Origin of the sequence: Halomonas sp. 7T (genome assembly GCF_025643255.1) — a bacterium.
Classification (GTDB): domain Bacteria; phylum Pseudomonadota; class Gammaproteobacteria; order Pseudomonadales; family Halomonadaceae; genus Vreelandella.
Genome location: NZ_CP087112.1, coordinates 2089136 through 2109243, shown reverse-complemented (window position 1 = coordinate 2109243; position 20108 = coordinate 2089136). Strand labels below are relative to the sequence as shown.

General features: G+C 54.2%; 14 protein-coding genes. 9 read left to right on the top strand and 5 right to left on the bottom strand.

The window, feature by feature from the left end; genetic code table 11:
- The first annotated feature begins 66 nt into the window (after positions 1-66).
- Positions 67-375, top strand: a complete 309-nt coding sequence (gene clpS / locus LOS15_RS09850) for an ATP-dependent Clp protease adapter ClpS (protein ID WP_263065607.1) — start codon at positions 67-69, stop codon at positions 373-375.
- Between the two features lie 138 nt (positions 376-513).
- Positions 514-2790 (top strand): ATP-dependent Clp protease ATP-binding subunit ClpA, encoded by a 2277-nt coding sequence (clpA, locus tag LOS15_RS09845; protein ID WP_263065605.1) that lies wholly within the window; start codon positions 514-516, stop codon positions 2788-2790.
- Between the two features lie 233 nt (positions 2791-3023).
- Here the strand turns inward: clpA and infA are convergent, their stop codons facing one another.
- From infA to aat, 3 genes are all read right to left on the bottom strand, one after another.
- Positions 3024-3242 carry a translation initiation factor IF-1 gene (gene infA, locus LOS15_RS09840; RefSeq protein WP_007111068.1) on the bottom strand — a complete coding sequence of 73 codons (219 nt, stop codon included), beginning with the start codon at positions 3240-3242 and terminating at the stop codon, positions 3024-3026.
- A gap of 149 nt (positions 3243-3391) precedes the next feature.
- A complete protein-coding gene (locus tag LOS15_RS09835; RefSeq protein WP_263065587.1) occupies positions 3392-4126 on the bottom strand; it encodes an arginyltransferase in 735 nt (244 codons plus the stop codon).
- A 34-nt stretch (positions 4127-4160) separates the two neighbouring features.
- On the bottom strand, positions 4161-4907 hold the full coding sequence (gene aat, locus LOS15_RS09830) for a leucyl/phenylalanyl-tRNA--protein transferase (protein ID WP_263065585.1): 747 nt from the start codon (positions 4905-4907) through the stop codon (positions 4161-4163).
- Positions 4908-5023: 116 nt separating this feature from the next.
- Here aat and LOS15_RS09825 point away from each other — a divergent pair, with 116 nt between their 5' ends.
- Positions 5024-8281, top strand: coding sequence for a DNA translocase FtsK (locus LOS15_RS09825; RefSeq protein WP_317629606.1), 3258 nt, complete (start codon positions 5024-5026; stop codon positions 8279-8281).
- A gap of 186 nt (positions 8282-8467) precedes the next feature.
- A complete protein-coding gene (gene lolA / locus LOS15_RS09820) occupies positions 8468-9121 on the top strand; it encodes an outer membrane lipoprotein chaperone LolA (protein ID WP_263065583.1) in 654 nt (217 codons plus the stop codon).
- Positions 9122-9155: 34 nt separating this feature from the next.
- Here the strand turns inward: lolA and LOS15_RS09815 are convergent, their stop codons facing one another.
- Complete coding sequence (locus tag LOS15_RS09815) at positions 9156-10499, bottom strand: replication-associated recombination protein A (RefSeq protein ID WP_263065582.1); 1344 nt, start codon at positions 10497-10499, stop codon at positions 9156-9158.
- A 271-nt stretch (positions 10500-10770) separates the two neighbouring features.
- On the opposite strand from LOS15_RS09815, the gene LOS15_RS09810 reads away from it, so the two are divergent.
- The 5 genes from LOS15_RS09810 (at position 10771) to LOS15_RS09790 (ending at position 19569) form a co-directional block, all read left to right on the top strand.
- Positions 10771-11316 carry a hemerythrin domain-containing protein gene (locus LOS15_RS09810; RefSeq protein WP_263065580.1) on the top strand — a complete coding sequence of 182 codons (546 nt, stop codon included), beginning with the start codon at positions 10771-10773 and terminating at the stop codon, positions 11314-11316.
- A gap of 114 nt (positions 11317-11430) precedes the next feature.
- A complete protein-coding gene (gene murI / locus LOS15_RS09805) occupies positions 11431-12228 on the top strand; it encodes a glutamate racemase (protein WP_263065578.1) in 798 nt (265 codons plus the stop codon).
- Positions 12229-12286: 58 nt separating this feature from the next.
- The gene (gene trmA, locus LOS15_RS09800; RefSeq protein ID WP_263065577.1) at positions 12287-13405 is read left to right on the top strand and encodes a tRNA (uridine(54)-C5)-methyltransferase TrmA; all 1119 of its coding nucleotides are present in this window, start codon (positions 12287-12289) and stop codon (positions 13403-13405) included.
- Positions 13406-13573: 168 nt separating this feature from the next.
- Positions 13574-18397 carry an NAD-glutamate dehydrogenase gene (locus LOS15_RS09795; protein WP_263065576.1) on the top strand — a complete coding sequence of 1608 codons (4824 nt, stop codon included), beginning with the start codon at positions 13574-13576 and terminating at the stop codon, positions 18395-18397.
- A gap of 155 nt (positions 18398-18552) precedes the next feature.
- The gene (locus LOS15_RS09790; RefSeq protein ID WP_263065575.1) at positions 18553-19569 is read left to right on the top strand and encodes a quinone-dependent dihydroorotate dehydrogenase; all 1017 of its coding nucleotides are present in this window, start codon (positions 18553-18555) and stop codon (positions 19567-19569) included.
- Between the two features lie 97 nt (positions 19570-19666).
- Here LOS15_RS09790 and rmf read toward each other — a convergent pair whose 3' ends face one another.
- Positions 19667-19876: a ribosome modulation factor gene (gene rmf, locus LOS15_RS09785; protein WP_263065573.1), complete on the bottom strand. Its 210-nt coding sequence runs from the start codon at positions 19874-19876 to the stop codon at positions 19667-19669.
- Positions 19877-20108: the final 232 nt, after the last annotated feature.

The following is a 20108-nucleotide window of genomic DNA, read 5'->3' as shown; positions in this document are numbered from 1 at the left end:
CTTATGCCCAATATTCATAGTTCACACCTGGCGACAACGCTGCAAATAAGCGTCTCGCGCCCTGATATGCCTGACTATGACGATGGCTTGGCGGTAGAAACAGCCAAGCCAGAGTTAGCTCAGCCGCCGTTGTACAAAGTGGTGCTACATAACGACGATTACACGCCCATGGAGTTCGTCGTTGAAGTTCTACAAGGCTTTTTCGGTATGGATAGTGAAAAAGCAGTGCAGGTAATGCTGGCGGTGCACACTCAAGGGAAAGCGACCTGCGGTATTTTTACTCGCGATATTGCTGAAACGAAAAGTTATCAAGTCAATGAATACGCCCGTGAATGCGAGCACCCATTAATGTGTGATATCGAATCCGCTAACTGAAAGCGTTGAAAAAAATTAGCGGAGGGGCTTGCAACCGCGCCATTTGTACCCGATGTTGAAAGTGCCGGTCGATTAAACTGATCCGATGCAACCCCTAGGTGGCAATATGCCCTAGGTAGTAGCGAAAAGGGGACTGCCATGCTGAGCAAAGAACTTGAACTGACCCTGAACACGGCCTTTACCGTGGCGCGTTCTAAGCGTCACGAATTCATGACCGTTGAGCACCTGCTCCTAGCATTGTTGGACAATGCCTCAGCGGTGGACGTATTGAAGGCGTGCGGGGCTAACCTCGATAAGCTGCGGTCCGATCTGCAGGATTTTATTAACTCGACCACGCCACTGATCCCTGAAGGACAGGGTGACCGTGAAACGCAGCCAACGCTTGGTTTTCAGCGTGTGCTGCAGCGTGCGGTGTTCCACGTACAGTCATCCGGCAAAAGTGAAGTCACCGGTGCTAACGTGCTGGTCGCTATCTTTTCCGAGCAGGAGAGCCAAGCGGTTTATTTCCTGAAGCAACAGAGCGTTGCGCGCGTGGACGCGGTGAATTACATCGCCCATGGTATCTCTAAAGTAGCGGGCCATGGCCCTGCACAATCTCCTTCTTCGCCAGAAAGCGAAGATGCTGAAGAGGGTAGCGCAGAAGGTGCCGCACACCCGTTGACTGGCTATGCCACCAACCTGAATGAGCAGGCGCGGCAAGGTAAAATTGACCCATTGATTGGCCGTGACCATGAGCTAGAGCGCGTGGTACAAATTCTGGCCCGCCGCCGTAAAAATAACCCGCTGCTGGTGGGTGAAGCCGGTGTAGGTAAGACCGCTATCGCCGAAGGCTTGGCTAAACGTATTGTTGAAGAGGACGTGCCTGAGGTCATCGCCGATGCAGTCGTTTACTCATTGGACATGGGCGCGCTGCTAGCGGGTACGAAGTACCGCGGTGATTTCGAAAAGCGTCTGAAAAGTTTGTTGAGTGAGCTGCGTAAGCAACCCAACGCTGTGCTGTTTATCGATGAAATTCACACCGTGATTGGTGCCGGTGCGGCTTCTGGCGGCGTGATGGACGCGTCTAACCTGTTAAAACCGTTGCTCTCCTCTGGCGAGCTACGTTGTATCGGTTCAACAACCTTCCAAGAGTTTCGCGGTATCTTTGAGAAAGATCGTGCCCTGGCGCGCCGCTTTCAAAAAGTGGATGTGCTTGCGCCCTCTGTCGAAGACACCATCAAGATCCTCAAAGGGTTGCGCTCACGCTTTGAGGAGCACCACGAGCTCAAGTACACCGACGGTGCTTTAGAAAGTGCGGCGCGCTTAGCGGATCGTTACATTAACGATCGTTTTTTACCCGATAAAGCCATTGATGTCATTGATGAAGCAGGCGCGCACCAGCGTATGCTACCGCCGGAAGTGCGCACGCCCACGATTGATGTAGAGCAGGTGGAAGCCGTTGTAGCCTCCATTGCCCGTATACCGCCGAAAAGCGTATCAAGCTCGGATCGCAAGCTGCTTGAAAAGCTTGATCGCGATCTAAAAATGCTGGTGTTTGGCCAGGATGAAGCGATTGACTCGCTCTCTGCTGCGATCAAGCTGTCTCGTGCTGGGCTCAAGTCACCCGATAAACCCGTGGGTAGCTTCCTGTTTGCAGGGCCTACTGGGGTGGGTAAAACCGAAGTGGCTAAGCAGCTTGCGCATATTATGGGCATTGAGCTGGTGCGCTTTGATATGTCGGAGTACATGGAGCGCCACACCGTATCGCGCTTGATTGGCGCTCCTCCTGGCTATGTGGGTTATGACCAGGGTGGTTTGCTCACAGAAGCGGTCACCAAGCAGCCTCACTGTGTTTTGCTACTTGATGAGATTGAAAAGGCGCACCCAGAAGTCTTTAACTTGCTACTGCAGGTTATGGACCATGGCCGCCTGACGGATAACAACGGCCGTGAAGCCGATTTCCGCCATGTGATCGTGATTATGACGTCTAACGCAGGCGCTGAGCAGGCGTCGCGCCGTTCGATTGGCTTCCAGAGTCAGGATCACTCTACCGATGCCATGGAAGTGATTCGTCGGACTTTCTCCCCAGAGTTCCGCAACCGCTTGGATGGGATTATTCAGTTCCATGCGCTGCATACCTCTGTGGTGCGCAACGTGGTTGATAAGTTCTTGATTGAACTTCAGGCGCAGCTTGATGAGAAACGCGTTCAGCTGGAGGTAGATGATACGGCAAGAGATTGGCTGGCCGAGAAAGGCTACGATCCCGATATGGGCGCACGCCCCATGGCCCGCTTGATTCAAGAGAAACTCAAGAAGCCGCTGGCTGAGATGATTTTGTTCGGCGAGTTGGCAGACCAGGGTGGGATAGTGCATGTCAGCCTGGAAGAGGGCGAACTGCATCTTTCTACCGAATCGGAAATGGCGGATGCGCCCTGAGAAGGGCGCTAAGTCGCTTTGTAAGCACCACCATGCTCGACTCTTTGTGTCTGACATTTAATGCTAAAAGAGTCGGTGTGGTGTAAGCCTCAGTAAGCAAGACACCTCAGTAAGCAAAATATACGCACAGCGCCCTGTCACCGACGGGGCGTTGTCGTTTCCAGGGAGCGGCGCCGTATTTAAATCAGACGTACATGCACTAGCAGAGCTTACTCAACAAGCGTCATCAAGGCTTAGCGCGAACGGTAGACGATACGGCCTTTAGAAAGATCGTAAGGCGTCAGTTCCACTTTTACCTTATCGCCTGTCAGGATGCGGATGTAGTTTTTACGCATCTTGCCAGAAATGTGAGCGGTAACGACATGGCCGTTTTCAAGCTCAACACGGAACATGGTGTTGGGAAGGGTATCAACAATAACACCTTCCATTTCAATATGATCTTCGCGTGCCATATAGGCAGATCCTCACTTATTTAACGTAGTATTTAAGATAACGGTTAGTCGAACAGTTGCTTCGTAAGGCGTTATTATATCTCAGGCGCCAGAGAAACAGCGCTATATTGTGCCGCAAGCCTGCCGTCAAGGCAAAAAAGCTGGCTAGTTTAGTCAATTAATGGCCGCCAGTGTCGCCCATCCAGTATCTCAATGGGTGAAAAAGCGCGTTTGTAGCGCATTTTTCGACACTCCTCAATCCAGTAACCCAAATAGAGGTGGGGCAGCGCTTTTTTATGGCAAAGATCGATTAACTTAAGAATTGCCAGCGTGCCAAGAGAGCGCTTGTCGAGTTCGTCACTTACCGCAAAAAATGTATAAATCGCGGAAAGGCCATGCTCCAGCTGATCAAAGGCGGCGACGGCCACTAGCTCCTCGCCCAAATACATTTCTAATAACTGGGCATATGGCTCATTGAGGGTGAGAAAGGTGCGGTACTGTTCTCGGCTGGGGGGGTACATATCGCCGTCGGCGTGGCGTAAGCGGATATAGTCAGCATACAGGGCGTAGTGTTCAGGTAAAAAACGAGCGGGCACTACGCGCATGGTAATATCTTGATTGCGGCGTAAGATTTTTCGCTGGGTACGGTTGGCGCTAAAGTGGCTAACGGGAATACGTACCGAGCGACAGGCATTACAGCCTTCGCAATGAGGGCGATACAGGTGGCGGCCGCTGCGCCGAAAACCCAACAGTGACAGTGAGTCGTAAACACCAGGAACCGGCGATTCTTGGGGGTCTAGAAACAGCGTAGTCGCTTCCCTATCTGGCAGGTAGCTGCAAGCGTGTGGCACGGTCAGGAAGAAGCGCAAATCCCGCACAGGGCGACGAGGTGCGTTACTACTCACGGCTTGCCTCCTTGTTTAAACTGGCGTCCATCGATTAGGGGTGTTCAACCGAGGCTACAGCAGCCAGCCATGGTGACGTTGGCACAATGGGTGCCGCATGGGCTGAAGGTGTTAATCTAAATGCTTTTTCTGGTAACCACTTCTCAAGATAGTTGATGAATGTCTCCCGAGCGACCGTTGTTGCGCCAAGGCTTGCTAAATGAGGTGTATGCATTTGGCAGTCGATTAATTCACCGCCATGGTGCTGCATGGCATGGGCTAGATGGGCAAGGGCTACCTTTGACGCATCGGGAACGTGTGAAAACATTGACTCGCCAAAAAATACGGGCCCCATGGCTAACCCATACAGGCCCCCTACTAACTGATCTGACTGGTGTACTTCAATACTATGGGCAATGCCTAACGTGTGCAGGCGCTGATAAGCGCGGCGCATATCCGTGTTGATCCATGTGCCTGGCTCGCCTTGACGGGGGGCTGCGCAAGCGTCAATCACGTGCTCAAAGTGTTGATCTAATGTAACGGTAAAGCCACCATTACGCAGGCGCTTGGTAAGACTGCGGCGCCGTATAAACTGTGCAGGCTGCAAGACCATGCGCGGGTTAGGGCTCCACCATAAAATAGGCTCGTCGTCGCTGTACCATGGAAAAATACCCCGGCGGTAAGCGTCGACTAACCAGTTGGGAGAGAGTTCTCCACCGGCGGCCAGCAAGCCATTGGGTGAGTCGAGCGCCTGCATGGTAGAAGGGAATCGCGGATCTGGCGATGAAAGCCAAGGTAGCATTGCTTGCTCCTGTTACTGAGCGCTTCAAGAAGCTCTGTGACGGCGCAAGGATGCTCGGTATGATGCAAACTCGCAAGTGGATTAAAGACGCCATTGAGGTGTAAAGGGAGAATCGCTTGAAAGTAAATAAGGCAGTAGACAAGCGAACGCAGCGAAATTCGCGTCAATCATCATCAACCTCTTCGGCCAGGGTTAAAGCGGCAAAGGATAAAGCCCGCCGGTTTGGTCTGCGTTTGCAGGGCTCGGTGCGCGAAGGCGTTGTCGTGGTGCTGCTGGCGTTATGTGTGTTCCTATTATTAGCACTGTTTAGTTACCATCCCGCAGACCCTGGATGGTCATATCAAGGGCCGGAAACAGACGTGCGTAACTGGATGGGCCCGGTGGGTGCGTGGCTCGCCGATGTCCTCTACTCGCTGCTGGGGGCCAGTGCGCTTTGGTGGCCGGGGATGTTGGGCTACGCCGCTTGGTGGCTCATGCGCTCCCGACAAGTGCGTTTTGAAGTCGATCCTATCGCTATCGCTGTGCATACTGGTGGCTTATTGCTCCTGATGTTTGGCACCACAATGCTGGGTGCACTGCATTTTTATCATCCCAACAGTATTTTGCCCTATGCCTCCGGCGGCATTCTAGGTGAGGGCTTAGTCGGCACGTTAAAGCCGTTGGTGAGCAGCGGTGGGGTTGGGCTAATAGCTGCCGCGCTTATTTTAATCGGCTTTCCGTTATTTAGCGGCATGTCGTGGCTGCAAGTCGCTGATGAAGTGGGACGTCGGCTATGTAAGTTAGGCGGCTGGTTCAGCGCTCGGCGTGCGAAAGGGCAAGAGAAGCGAGCCGAACGTGCTGCTGTGCGTGCAGCGGCCAAAGCCGCTTCGCAAAAGGTAAAAGAGCGGGCCCGCATGGAGCCTCAAACAGCCGAGTTCGAAGCATCCGTGCCCACAGCAGATGACGACACTCCTCATCCGGCTACGGAACCCAGTGCAGAACCCGTGGTGCCAGAGCCTGAGCGGTTTACCCAGGAGCACGATGTGCCAGTGCCACTCCGTGCGACAAAAGATAGCGGGAAACAGGTTAGTCAGGCACCTCAGACAGAGGCGGAGCAGCGCCACGAGCATGACGAGGGGGCGGGCAGTGAAGCGGAGCACGAAGAGCCGCAATCCATACGTTTTCGTGGGCGAGAACGGCGTGAACCTAGTTTCTCTACCGCGTTTACGAGTACAGAAGAAGCGACTTCCACCACAACAGATACCTCTATCCCCTGGGAAGCGGCAGCAGTGCCAAGCGAGCGGCTTGCTAAGGCAGAGCCCTCGGTTGCACCGGTTGAGCCGCCACCCGTAGAGCCCGCTAATGAGTCTACCGCGAATGAGCCAACGCCTAGCGGACCGCCGCGGGAAGACGCCTTTGCAATTCGCGCAGACTCGCCTGAAGAGCCTATTGCGCCGATGTCTGCTAAAGCACCCGCCCCAGAGGCAGAGCACTATGTGCCTGAGCCGGACGCGCAACAGCCAGCGGAATCAACAGCACCAGAACCGATAGCACCAAAGCCGCTAGCAGCAGAGCGGATAGCAGCAGAGCCAGTGGCACCCCTATCGCCACACTTCCCGCCTGCTGAGACGGCTGAGCCTGCGGGGCCAATAGCCGCAGAGCCGCGTCGTGAGCGGGTGCCAGAAGTCGTGCCAGAGCCCGTATGGGACGAAGATGAACAGGATGTTCCACTAGCAGCGGAACCGAAACCGGCAGCGGAACCGGCAACGGGGCGTCATGAGCCAACGTTCTCAGCGCCCGCTGAGGAGGAGGCTGATAATGGCCCCACTTTGTGGACAGTTGAACACTTACAGAGCCAGCGTCCAGCTTTTGAAACCCTGGACGAGCCGGAAGGAGAAGTGCCAAGCCTGCAGCTATTAACGCCACCAGAGCCGCATCAACCCAACTATACCGAAGAACAGTTGGCCGATATGGCGGAGCTGCTGGAAGTTCGGCTACGCGAATACGGCGTTAAGGCGGAAGTTGTCGATACTTGGCCGGGGCCGGTGATTACCCGTTTTGAGATTAAGCCTGCTGCCGGGGTTAAGGTATCGAAAATTAGTAACCTTGCCAAAGACCTAGCGCGCTCGCTGATGGTGAAGAGCGTTCGCGTTGTGGAGGTGATTCCTGGTCGTCCAACAGTAGGTATAGAGATTCCTAACCCGCACCGGGCGATGATTCGCCTGCGTGAAGTGATCGACTCAGACCGTTACCAGCAGGAAACCTCGCCGCTTACCATGGCATTAGGCCAGGATATCGGTGGCGGCCCGGTCGTGGCCAACCTGGGTAAAATGCCCCACCTGCTGGTGGCCGGTACCACGGGGTCGGGTAAATCGGTAGGCGTTAACGCCATGTTGATTTCGATGCTGCTCAAAGCTAAACCCGACGAGTTAAAACTGATCATGGTCGACCCGAAAATGCTGGAGCTTTCCGTATACGATGGCATCCCGCACCTGTTGGCACCCGTGGTCACCGACATGAAAGAGGCGGCCAATAGCCTGCGCTGGTGTGTGGCGGAAATGGAACGTCGCTATAAGCTGATGGCCGCGATGGGCGTGCGGAATATCGCCGGCTTTAATGGCCGCTTGGATGAGGCCGAACGTGCTGGCGCGCAAGTGGCCGACCCGTTATGGGAGCCACAGCCATGGGAAATGCACCAAACGCCGCCGGTGCTTGAAAAGCTGCCCTACATCGTGGTGGTGATCGATGAATTTGCCGATATGTTTATGATTGTCGGTAAAAAAGTGGAAGAGTTGATCGCGCGGTTGGCGCAAAAAGCGCGTGCGGCAGGTATCCACTTGATTCTCGCCACCCAGCGCCCATCGGTTGATGTGGTGACCGGTTTGATTAAAGCAAACATTCCCTCGCGGATGGCGTTTCAGGTCTCATCACGGATTGATTCGCGCACCATTCTTGATCAAGGCGGGGCGGAAAGCTTGCTCGGTCACGGTGATATGCTCTATCTGCCTGCGGGGTCAGGGCCTCCCAATCGTATTCACGGTGCCTTTGTCGATGATGATGAAGTCCACCGGGTCGTCGACGACTGGAAGCGCCGAGGCGCGCCAGAGTACATTGAGGAGATTCTTTCCGGCGGTGTGACGGCAGACGCATTGACTGGCCTGGAAGCTGACGGCGTGGATGGTGACGACGCTGAACAAGATGCGCTATATGACGAGGCCGTGCAGTTTGTAACGGAAACCCGTAAAGCCTCTATTTCAGCAGTGCAGCGCCGCTTTAAAATCGGTTATAACCGAGCCGCACGGTTGGTCGAGGCCATGGAGAGTGCAGGCGTAGTCTCCTCAATGGGCACTAACGGTGCCCGCGAGGTGCTGGCGCCGCCCCCGGTGGGCCACTAAAGCAGCAGTAAACACATTATAAAACATGCAACAAACGTGGAAGTCGCGCCGTGGGTGAAACCCTACGGTGCGTTTCGCGTCATAGAGGCTATATGGAATCTCTTAAGGCCATCCGTTAGAACATTTGTTACAACGTCGGTTTTAAGTACCACCGCTTTTGGCAATCACTGCCTAGGGAGTAAAGTAATGCGCGAGACGCATACACGACGCACCTCACCACTGATGTTGGCTGCCAGCGCATTGGGTTTAACCTTTGCATCCCCAGCCCTGTGGGCCAATGAAGCAGCCGAGCGCCTGACCGAACGGCTCGATCCGCTAGAGAGCTATCACGCAAGCTTTGAACAGCAAATACTGGGTGGCGACGGCGAGCGCTTGCAGAGCGCCCGAGGCGAAATGTGGCTCTCTCGCCCTGGCATGCTGCGCTGGGAAGTGGAGGCGCCGTACTCGCAAATCGTAGTGTCAGACGGTAGCGACGTTCACTTATATGACCCGGATCTTGAGCAGGTAACGGTACAGGCAATGGATAATCGGGTTTCCCATACGCCTGCGCTGTTGCTGTCAGGTAGCGCCGACGATCTGACCGCTAGTTACGAGGTGTTTTATGAGCAGGAAGATGGCGATGACGTATTTACGTTGATTCCTTCTTCTGCGGATACCCTGTTTGAAGAGCTAAGCATGGTGTTTGATAACCAAACGCTGACCGAGCTATGGATGATGGATAGCACCGGCCAGCGCACAGCGATTACCTTTAGCAATATTACCCGCAATGGCGTTATTGACCGCAGCCTGTTTGATTTTGACATTCCAGAAGGCACCGATGTAATTCGCGAAGGGCTCTAAGCTTGGGCGGCCAGGCCGCTATGTTCGCACGCTTTCAGGCGCCTTTGGGCGCCTGATCTGCTTTCTGATCGCGCTCCTCTCGCCACGCCATTATCTCCCCAAAGCGCTTTTCTTGTCCTATCGTGCTGGGCTCATAAAAGCGTACGACGGGAAACGCCTCTGGCCAGCAGTTATGCGCGCTGCCTGCAGGGTAGCCGTCTGGTTCGTTATGAGCGTAGCGATACCCCTCCCCATGGCCTAGCTGCTCCATGAGCTTGGTAGGCGCATTACGTAAATAGCTTGGCACTTCCAACTGAGGCTGCTGCTGGGCAAACTGTTTGGCAGCTTTCCATGCGCGATCAATACGGTTGCTTTTAGGCGCCACCGCTAGGTGAATGGCCGCATGGGCAATGGCGCGCTGGCCCTCGTAGTCACCCAGGCGTAAATATGCATCCCAAGCAGCTATTACCAAGGGAAGGGCGCGAGGGTCTGCATTGCCCACATCTTCAGAGGCAATAGCCGTTAAGCGCCGTACGATATCCAGCGGGTCGCCGCCGCCTTGTACAAAGCGCGCCATATACAATAGCGCCGCGTCAGGCCGCGATGAGCGGATCGATTTATGAATAGCCGAAAGCAAATCGTAGTAAGCATCGCCCTGTTTGTCGAAAGCGCTGGATTGATGGCCTACCACATCGGCTAAGACAGATTTTTTAAGCACCTCGCGGCCGTTGCTCGGTTCAGTAAAGTCGCAGGCGGTTTCCAACAGCCCCAAGGCTCGGCGCGCATCGCCAGCGCTGGCGTGTGCGAACGCTTCCAAAACGCCATCTTCAACGTCAATAGCGCGCTTGCCAAGGCCGCGCTGTGGGTCGCTTAACGCTTGGCGCATTACCGCTATCAACTCATCTTGGCTGAGAGATTTAAGTACATAGACCCGTGCACGGGATAGCAGTGCAGAGTTCACTTCAAAGGATGGATTTTCGGTTGTGGCCCCTATGAGGGTGAGTAAACCTGACTCAACGTGGGGTAGCAGCGCATCTTGCTGGCTTTTGTTAAGCCGGTGAATCTCATCTAAAAAAAGCAGCGTTGGTGAGGTGCTTTGTTGGGCGCGCTCGACAACTAAGCGAATCTCTTTTACCCCGGCCATAACGGCGCTCAGGTGCTCCAGATGGGCGCTGGAAGCGCGTGCTAACAGTTCTGCTAGGGTGGTCTTACCTACGCCAGGTGGCCCCCATAAAATCATTGAGCGCACCACGCCAGACTCCGCCATACGTCGCAGCGGTTTATCTGGCCCTACCAGCGCATTCTGTCCAATATAGTCATCGAGTGTCTGCGGTCGCATGCGGTAAGCGAGCGGCGCATCTTCGGCGGGTGAGGCATGCTGCCGGTCAAAAAGGTCCATGTAAACTTCCGTTGTAAATCGAGACGTTGAACAACACGCTGTAAACAAGTGTCTGTGGTAAACGGCGTCTTGTGAGACTACCTTTGGCATAACTCATGAGAAAGTCCGTGCGGATGGCCACAGTGGTTAGCTAGTAATCGCCGTGGGGTGCATGGTAAATAGTAACGCTAGTGTAGTGGAAACCAGCCAAGATCAGCAGGCAGAGTTCATGATCGCGTGCCTGGCTCCTGAGGGGAGCGGCAAGCATGACACTTATGAAGGAGACGGCACGATGTTAAACCAACTGCGTCTAGATCATGCCAATATGGCGCGTATGCTCCATGTGCTACAGCTAAAGCAGAAAACACTGCTCCTGGGGGAGCGCCCTAACTTTCAGTTGATGCGCGAGGTGGTGGACTACATTCTTTCCTATATGGAAGGTTTTGCTAGTCCGCTGGAACGGATCTGTGTGGAGCGGCTAGAAGCTAAAGCGCCTGAACATCTTCAGTTAATGGAGCAAATGGCGGCTGATTATCGTGAGCTTAAGCCGCGTCTGCGGCAGCTTTCCAACGATATCGACACGATTCTGATGGATAATGTCCTGCCGATGGATCGCTTTACACAAGATTTAAAAGCGTATCTTGAGGCGCACCGTGCCTACCTGCGTCTTGAGCGCGAAGGCTTATTCCCGCTGATTGATAAACACTTTAGCCCTGAAGATATGCAAGAACTTCGCGACGCCCTTCCAGAAGGGGCTGAACAGGAGTTGGAGCGTCTACAGCACGCCTACCCTGAGTTATATGCTGAACTGTGCGGCGCCGAGGTGCCTTCGCTGTAGAGGCCATTCTAGAACCCTTTAGAGCACCACGGGGCGTGTTAAACTATCGCCCCGTATTGATAGCTTAGCGAGGGTTGGCGTGGCAAAAGCGTATGACAAATTGGGATGGAGGATATGACGGGCCCAGTGCTGATTTTCGATTCAGGCGTGGGAGGGCTGTCCGTCGCTAACGCTTTGCGTTCGCACTATCCCAAGGTATCGATGTGCTACGCCTGTGATAATGCTTGGTTGCCCTATGGCCTGCGTGACGATGACGCGCTGGCTGCGCGTATTGTGGCGGTGTGCCAAGCAGCCGTTGACGCTTGCCAAGCCAGCTTATTGGTGGTTGCCTGCAACACCGCCAGTACGCTGGCGCTGGATGGACTGCGTCAGACGTTAATGATTCCCGTGGTAGGTACGGTGCCGGCGATAAAACCCGCGGCGTTCACAAGTAAAACACGCCATATTGGCCTACTGGCAACGACGGCGACGGTCAACCGGCCTTACACCCAGGGGCTAATCGACAGCTTCGCGAGTGACTGCCTAGTGACAAAGGTCGCGGCCGATGCACTGGTCACTGAGGCGGAAGCTTGGCTGGCTGGAACGCCGCTCAACGCTACCCGTATTTACCAAGCGCTACAGCCGCTCTGGCAAGCCACGCAGGCTATCCCTGCATTGGACACCGTGGTGCTTGGCTGTACCCACTTTCCGCTATTAAAGCCTATGCTGACCACGCTCGCGCCAACGCCGCTTGCGTGGGTTGATTCTGGCGATGCCATCGCACGCCGAGTAGGCCAGATAGCCAAGCAGCTGGCGTTTGACGCGTCCGACGGACGCTGTTTTACCACGGCGCCAGCAAATGCTTTGATTGATGGATTTGCTCGCTACGGGTTTCGCAAACCCCAGCAGCTATTACTGCCCGCCGTTAGTTAATCGACCAATGATTAACGCTTTTTTACCCACTTTAATTTTCTAATCACAAGGAGACACCTTGGCGATTCCTACCGTAGATCCCGCTCGCTATGCGGCACAGTTGGCTGATAAACAAGCTTATCTGGAAAGTACCTTTGCCACGTTTAAAACACCTGACTTGGAAGTTTATCCTTCGCCGCCAAGCCACTACCGCCAGCGCTGCGAGTTTCGTATTTGGCATGAAAAGGATGACCTGTTTTATGCCATGTTTGAAGTGGATCCCGATAACCCCAAGAACAAAAAAGTAGTGCGCCTTGATCAGTTTCCGGTCGCCAGTGAGCAGATTAATGCACTGATGCCACAGCTACGCGAGGCGTTCTTAGCCAGCGATGAGCTGCGCCGCCGACTTTTTCAGATTGAGTTTTTAACCACGCTCTCAGGCGAAGCGCTAGTGACGCTGATTTACCACCGCCCGCTAGGGGAAGCCTGGGAAGAAGAGGCCCGCGCGCTGGAAAAAGCTCTGGGTATTATGATTATTGGCCGCTCACGCAAACAGCGCATCGTGCTCACCCAAGACCACGTATGGGAGCGCTTAACCGTCAACGGTCGCACGCTGCATTACCAGCAAGTAGAAAACAGTTTTACCCAGCCCAATGCCCACATCTGCCAAACGATGCTGGAGTGGGCGCATGAAGTGACCGCTGGCCGTCAAAGTGAAGACTTGGTAGAGCTGTACTGCGGTAACGGTAACTTTACCATTGCACTCGCGGATAACTTTCGCCAAGTGTTAGCAACCGAAATTTCCCGAACCTCAGTCGCCAGTGCCAATGTTAACTTGGCGGCGAATAGCGTAACCAATGCCCAAATCGCAAGAATGTCAGCAGAGGAGTTTTCCCTAGCACTGCGAGGTGAAAAAGTAGGTCGGCGGGTAGCTGAGATGGGGCTAGAAAGCTACGATTTTTCTACCGTATTAGTCGATCCGCCACGCGCTGGATTAGACGAACAGAGCTGTCAGCAAATCAGTGAATATGATCAGATCGTTTATATTTCATGCAACCCGGCAACGCTCGCTGAAAATTTAACCATACTGACTAAGACGCACCGCATTGAGCGGTTTGCGCTTTTTGATCAGTTTCCGTTTACCCACCACTGTGAGTGTGGAGTATGGCTCACGCGGAACCCAGTCGCTCAAGAGTGAAATTGTCAATAGTGCTTATGATGCATAAGCGGCATACACCATGAATAACCTGTCAGATGACTAGGGTGGTGACCATGGGTAGCGTAAGCTAATGAGCAGCGTGGCCTAAAGGCCTATTGTTCTTCGTTTTTTGGCCAAAGCAGTGGCCCTAGGAAGTCGAGGTGATGGATGCATTACGTTGCGATTGAAGAGAGTCGGCAAGATCTTTTAAAGCAGCTACAAGAGCGATTGGAAGCGCAACTGGAGCCTGCACGCGCGGCAGACGTTGAAGCCTTCGCTCGGCACTTTTATGCCACGGTGCCCGTTGAAGACCTGATTGATCGTCGACTAGACGACCTTTACGGCGCCACGCTATCGATTTGGCAGTTTCTGCAAAACCATGACCCCTTAAGCCCCAAAGTGCGGGTCTTTAACCCCGATTTCGAAGAGCACGGCTGGCAGTCTACCCACACTTTTGTGGCCGTTTTGCATGAAGATATGCCGTTTTTGGTCGACTCGGTGCGTATTGAGCTAAATCGCCGCGGCCTAACGGTACATGCCATTCAAAACGCCGTTTTTGCCGTTGCACGCAATGGTCAGTACCAGCTTCAAAACCTTGCCTCGCCACGGGATGAAGACGCGCCGGATGCGCGGGAATCACTTATTGTGATTGAGGTTGACCGCCACACCGATCCTGATGCACTGGCGAATATCGAGAGCAAACTACACGAAGTTTTGCGGGATGTGCGCACCGCCGTGAGCGACTTTGACGCAATGTGCGGCCAGATTACCACGGCCATTCAAGAGCTTGAGAAAAACTGCCCGCCACAAATTGACCCCGATGACCACGAAGAAGCCATCGCCTTTTTAGAGTGGTTGCTAAAGGATAACTTTACCTTCCTGGGCTACGACGAATATTTATTGGAAGGTAATGAGCTACAGCGCGATTCCAACAGCGTGCTCGGTGTTTTCCGCCTTGACCAACCGCGCTATCGGGAGCGTATCCGCACCGAAGAGGGTATCGATGAGCACAACGCCTACGTGCTGGTGCCTCAACTGCTGTCGTTTGCCAAAAGTGCCCATCACTCCCGAGTGCATCGCCCCACGTACCCTGATTACATCACCGTTGATCGCTACGATGATGATGGCAATGTGATTGGCGAGCGGCGTTTCTTTGGCTTGTTTACTTCTACGGTGTACAACGAGTCGCCGCGCAATATTCCGCTGTTGCGGCGTAAGCTGAAAGCCGTGATGGATATTGCGGGGTTCAATCCCCACGGCCACAACGGCAAGCAGCTGCTCCAAGTGCTGGAAGTATATCCCCGAGATGATCTTTTCCAGATCAGCACAGAGGCGTTGGCCAGCACGGCGCTGGGCATCCTTAACATCCGTGAGCGCCGTCAGGTACGTCTGTTTATCCGCGCAGATGTTAGCGGTAAGTTCTACTCCTGTTTAGTTTTTGTACCTCGGGATGTGTTCTCTACCGACCTGCGTCAGCGTATTCAAGCGATGCTGTGCGACGAACTCGACGCCCATTTTGGTGACTTCAACACCTACTTATCGGAGTCGGTGCTGGCGCGTATTCAGCTTATTCTGCGCTTTAATGGTGAGGCCCCAAGCCAGTACGACCTAAAACGCCTGGAAAGCAAGGTGGCACGCTTAGCGCGCAGCTGGCGTGACGACTTGCAAGCCGCAATGATCGAAGGGTTTGGCGAAGAGCGCGCCAATCTGCTGATTGAACAGTTCCACGAAGCGTTCTCGGCCAGCTACCGTGAAGACTTTAATGCCCGCACGGCGGTGTTCGATGTTCAGCACCTGTTGAATTTAGATAGCGGTTCAGATATCTCCCTCTCTCTTTATCGTCCTCTTGAAGAGCAGGCGGGCGGTATGAATCTAAAGCTTTACCACCGTGAGTCTCAGATTCCATTATCCGATGTTTTACCGATGATGGAAAACCTCGGCCTGCGGGTCATTGGTGAGCGCCCCTACGATATTAATGCCCCTCAGCAGCGCTATTGGATTCATGACTTCGAGCTTGAGCACAGCAGTGAAGGGGTGAATCTTAGTGCCATGCGCGACACCTTCAGTGAAGCGTTCAAGCGCATTTGGGCGGGAGAAGCGGAAAACGATGCTTTTAATCGGCTGATTATTGGCGCAGGGCTGGATTGGCGCGAAGTGGCGATGCTGCGCGGCTACGCCCGCTACTTGAAGCAGATCCGCTTTGGCATGTCCCAAGACTACTTTGCCGCTACCCTGGTAAATTACCCAGCGATTACCCAGGGGCTAGTGGAGCTCTTCCGCTTGCGTTTTGACCCGGCGCATCAGCATGGCACAACCGAGGAGTGTGTCGCCCGCTTAAACGAGCACCTTGAAGGCGTGGCGAGCTTAAACGACGACCAGCTGCTGCGTCGCTTTATGGAGCTGATTCAAGCCACCCTGCGCACCAACTATTACCAGCAAACGGAGAGCGGCGGCTTTAAAGACTATATCGCCTATAAGCTTGAGCCATCAAAGGTAACGGGCATGCCCAAGCCACGCCCGGCGTTTGAGATTTTTGTTTGCTCGCCGCGGGTGGAGGGCGTGCATCTGCGCGGTGGCAAAGTTGCCCGAGGCGGCTTGCGCTGGTCCGACCGTCAGGAAGACTTCCGTACCGAAGTTCTTGGCCTAGTAAAAGCGCAGCAGGTGAAAAACTCGGTCATCGTGCCGGTAGGGGCGAAGGGCGGCTTTGTCTGCAAGCGCATGCCTGAGAACGCTGACCGTGAAACGCAGCAGAAAGAAGGGATCGCCTGCTATAAAATCTTTATCCGCGCCCTGCTAGATATTACTGACAACCTTGTGGGGGGGGAGGTAGTACCGCCGCAAAACGTCGTGCGCCACGATGAAGATGACACGTATTTAGTTGTTGCCGCCGATAAAGGTACCGCGACGTTCTCGGATATCGCTAACGAGATTTCTGTAGAGTACGGCCACTGGCTGGGCGATGCTTTTGCCTCCGGCGGTGCCAACGGCTACGACCATAAGAAGATGGCGATTACGGCCCGTGGCGCCTGGGAGTCCGTTAAGCGCCACTTCAAAAACCTGGGCGTTAATACCCAAAAGGATTTATTCACTGCCGTGGGCATTGGTGATATGGCCGGCGACGTGTTTGGTAATGGCATGCTGCTGTCCGATAAGATCCAGCTGGTTGGCGCGTTCAACCATCTGCATATCTTCGTCGACCCAAATCCTGACGCAGACGCCGCCTTTGCCGAGCGCACACGCCTGTTTAACCTGCCTCGCTCCAGTTGGGAAGACTATAACGCTGAGCTGATTTCTAAAGGTGGCGGCGTGTTTAACCGTAGCGCTAAATCTATCGCCATCAGCCCTGAAATGCAGCAGGTGTTTGGCATTCAAGACGCACGCCTATCGCCCAATGATCTGATTCGAGCCATGTTGAAGGCCAAAATTGATCTGCTTTGGAATGGCGGCATCGGCACCTACGTAAAAGGCTCTGAAGAAACCGATGCCGACGTGGGCGATAAAGCTAACGATGCGCTACGCATTAACGGCACTGAGCTGCGCTGCCGCGTGGTAGGCGAGGGGGGGAACCTCGGCTTTACCCAGCGAGGCCGTATGGAAGCCGCCGCCAACGGCGTACGGGTTTACACCGACTTTATTGATAACGCTGGTGGGGTTAACTGCTCCGACCACGAGGTCAATATCAAGATATTGATTGATGAAGTGGTTAAGCGTGGCGATATGACCGACAAACAGCGCAATCAGCTGTTAGCGGACATGACCGAAGAGGTCGCTGACCTGGTTATTTTGGATAACTATCGCCAAACCCAGGCGCTGGATCTTTCAGAAATCCTTTCCAAGCAAGGCATGGGGCCCTTCCGTCGCTTTATCAGCGAGCTTGAGTCCGCTGGGCAGATTGACCGTGAGCTTGAGTTCCTGCCCGCTGACGATGTGCTTAAAGAGCGTGTCAGCAGCAACCAGGGCATGCGCTTGCCCGAATTGGCAGTACTGATCTCCTACGCCAAGAGCACCCTGAAGGGCGATTTGATCAACTCCGATATACCGGATGATCTTTACATTCATCGCCATCTAGAGCGCCTTTTCCCGGCTGTTTTAACCGAGCGCTATCAGAGCGAAATGTACGAGCATCGCCTGAAACGTGAAATTGTGGCTACTCAGGTAGCCAACGATTTGGTTGATCACATGGGAATCGTCTTTGTACGTCGCTTAATGGACTCTACGGGCGCTGGCCGGGCGGATATTGCTCGTGCTTACATTGTGGCCCGGGATGCGTTTAACCTGCCTGCCCTGTGGGCGCAGATCGAGTCGCTGGACAACCAAGTGCCAAGCCGCGTGCAGTATTCCATGATGCTAGAACTGATGCGCATGATTCGTCGTGCCACGCGCTGGTTCCTGCGCACGCACCTGGGACTTTCCACGCAAGATGCTATTGAGTTCTTCGGTCCGCGCTTGGCGCAGCTGCAAGAGGGTATTGGTGAACTGCTAAGCGGTGAAGAGCAGGCTGCATGGCGCAAGCGCTGTGATGAGCTGCAGGACGCGGGCGTGCCAGAAGCCTTAGCCTCAACGGTGGCAGCCGCACCGAGCCTTTATGCAGGTCTGGGTATTATTCAAGCGGCACGTGTCACCAATGAGAAGCCCCAGCGGGTAGCCGAAGTGTTCTACGAGATCGGCAGCCGTCTAGAGCTTCCCTGGATGATTCAGCAGGTAACCCATTTAGAAGTGCGCGATGCCTGGCAAGCGCAGGCACGGGAAACCTTCCGTGACGACATTGACCGCCAGCAGTTAGCACTCACTACAAGCGTGCTGAAACTTGAGGCGGGCAGCCGCGATACCCAAGAGCGTGTCGCCCAATGGTTGGAGCAGCATGCTGAGCTGCACCGTCGCTGGTGCCGCCTGATTGACGAGGTGCGTGGTGGCAGTGAAGGTGGCTTTGCACTGTTTGCCGTTGCTATTCGTGAACTGGTAGATCTTGCGGAAAGCGATAGCGAAGCGTAATCCTTACGCCGAGCGCTACTAAGCATAAGCCGTACCCTGGTTCGCCAGGGGACGGCTTTTTTGTGGGCGGCTTTCTCTGCGAACCGCCGCAGATCTGCGCTATACTGCGCCCGCCGCGCTTAACGCCTATCCCAACGCCCAGGAGAGCCCCGCTGATGTATAACCTCGCCCGTTCGCTGCTGTTTCGCTTAGACCCGGAAGCTTCGCACAGTATGGCGCTGCGTGGGTTAGATGCCCTGCATCGGGTTGGGGGCGTTAAACGCGTATACGGCGAACCGGTAAGCGACCCGGTTGAACTGATGGGGCTGCGTTTTAATAACCGGGTTGGTCTCGCCGCCGGGCTTGATAAAAACGCCGACCACCTCGATGCCTTAGGCGAGCTAGGGTTCGGTTTTGTAGAGGTTGGCACTGTGACGCCCAAAGCCCAGCCAGGCAACCCGAAGCCGCGCCTGTTCAGGCTTGCTGGGCACGATGCCATCATTAATCGCTTTGGTTTTAATAACAAAGGGGTTGAACACTTAGTAGCGCAGGTAAAAAAGCGCCACTATAACGGCATTGTCGGTATCAATATCGGCAAAAATCTGTCCACCTCAGTTGAGCATGCCCTGGATGACTATTTGCTCTGCTTAGAGGCGGTGCACGGTGTGGCTGATTACATCGCAGTGAACATCTCATCACCCAACACCCCTGGTCTACGTACTCTCCAGTTTGGCGAGCAGCTAGACGCGCTGTTAGGGCCGATACGCGCTCGTAGCCATGCGCTGGATGCTGAAACAGGCCGCAAAGTGCCGCTGCTGGTCAAAATTGCTCCTGATATGAGTGAAGAGGAAGTCACGCTGGTAGCAAATAGCATTGCCGGTAATGCGCTCGATGGCGTCATTGCCACTAATACCACGGTTTCCCGAGAGGCAGTAAAAAGCGACCCACAGTCAGAAGAGGCGGGGGGGCTATCGGGTAAGCCGGTATTTGAGGCTTCAAATACCGTTATTCGCTTGCTGCGGGCACAGCTTCCTACGCTACCCATTATTGGCGTGGGGGGAATCGACAGCGGCGACGCAGCCAAAGCTAAAATTGCCGCAGGGGCTGATGTAGTGCAGCTCTATTCAGGGTTGATTTATCAAGGGCCGGAGCTTGTTAAGCAGTGTGCCGAAGCGCTTAAGCAGGGCGGTTAGCCATTGAAGATATGAAGTGGGGCGATCCGTTAAGCAATAAAAAGCCCGCCTGGCAGCGGGCTCCGTTCTCCAAATGTTTGGGTAAAAAGTAAACTAACTAGGCCATGACCAGGGGGTTTTTGTGGATACCGGAAACGCCGGTCATCCCATCCCACTGATCGCCACGACCTTCACGCCAACCGCTCATCCAATATTCGCGTAAATTGACATCTTGACTGGGACAATCATCACGGGAGCGACCCGTAATACCCGCTTTATATCCGTGAACATAAGCCCGTTGGAAGCGATCACGTTTTTGTCGTTTCATTGGCTAACCTCATTCATGAAAGCCTTTGATAAGAAATAGAGCCTGATACTGTGCTGCTTAGGTATACATAGTTTGTATAAACAGTGTTTGTATAAACAGTTTATGTAAGCCTTAATCGCACCAGCGCCTATTCCGAGAGCTGACCTTAACAACAGTGAGATACCGCACAAGCACTAATGTCTAGCACTCACGTGCTGAACGGGCAAAGCGGTTATCTCGACAAGTCATGCGT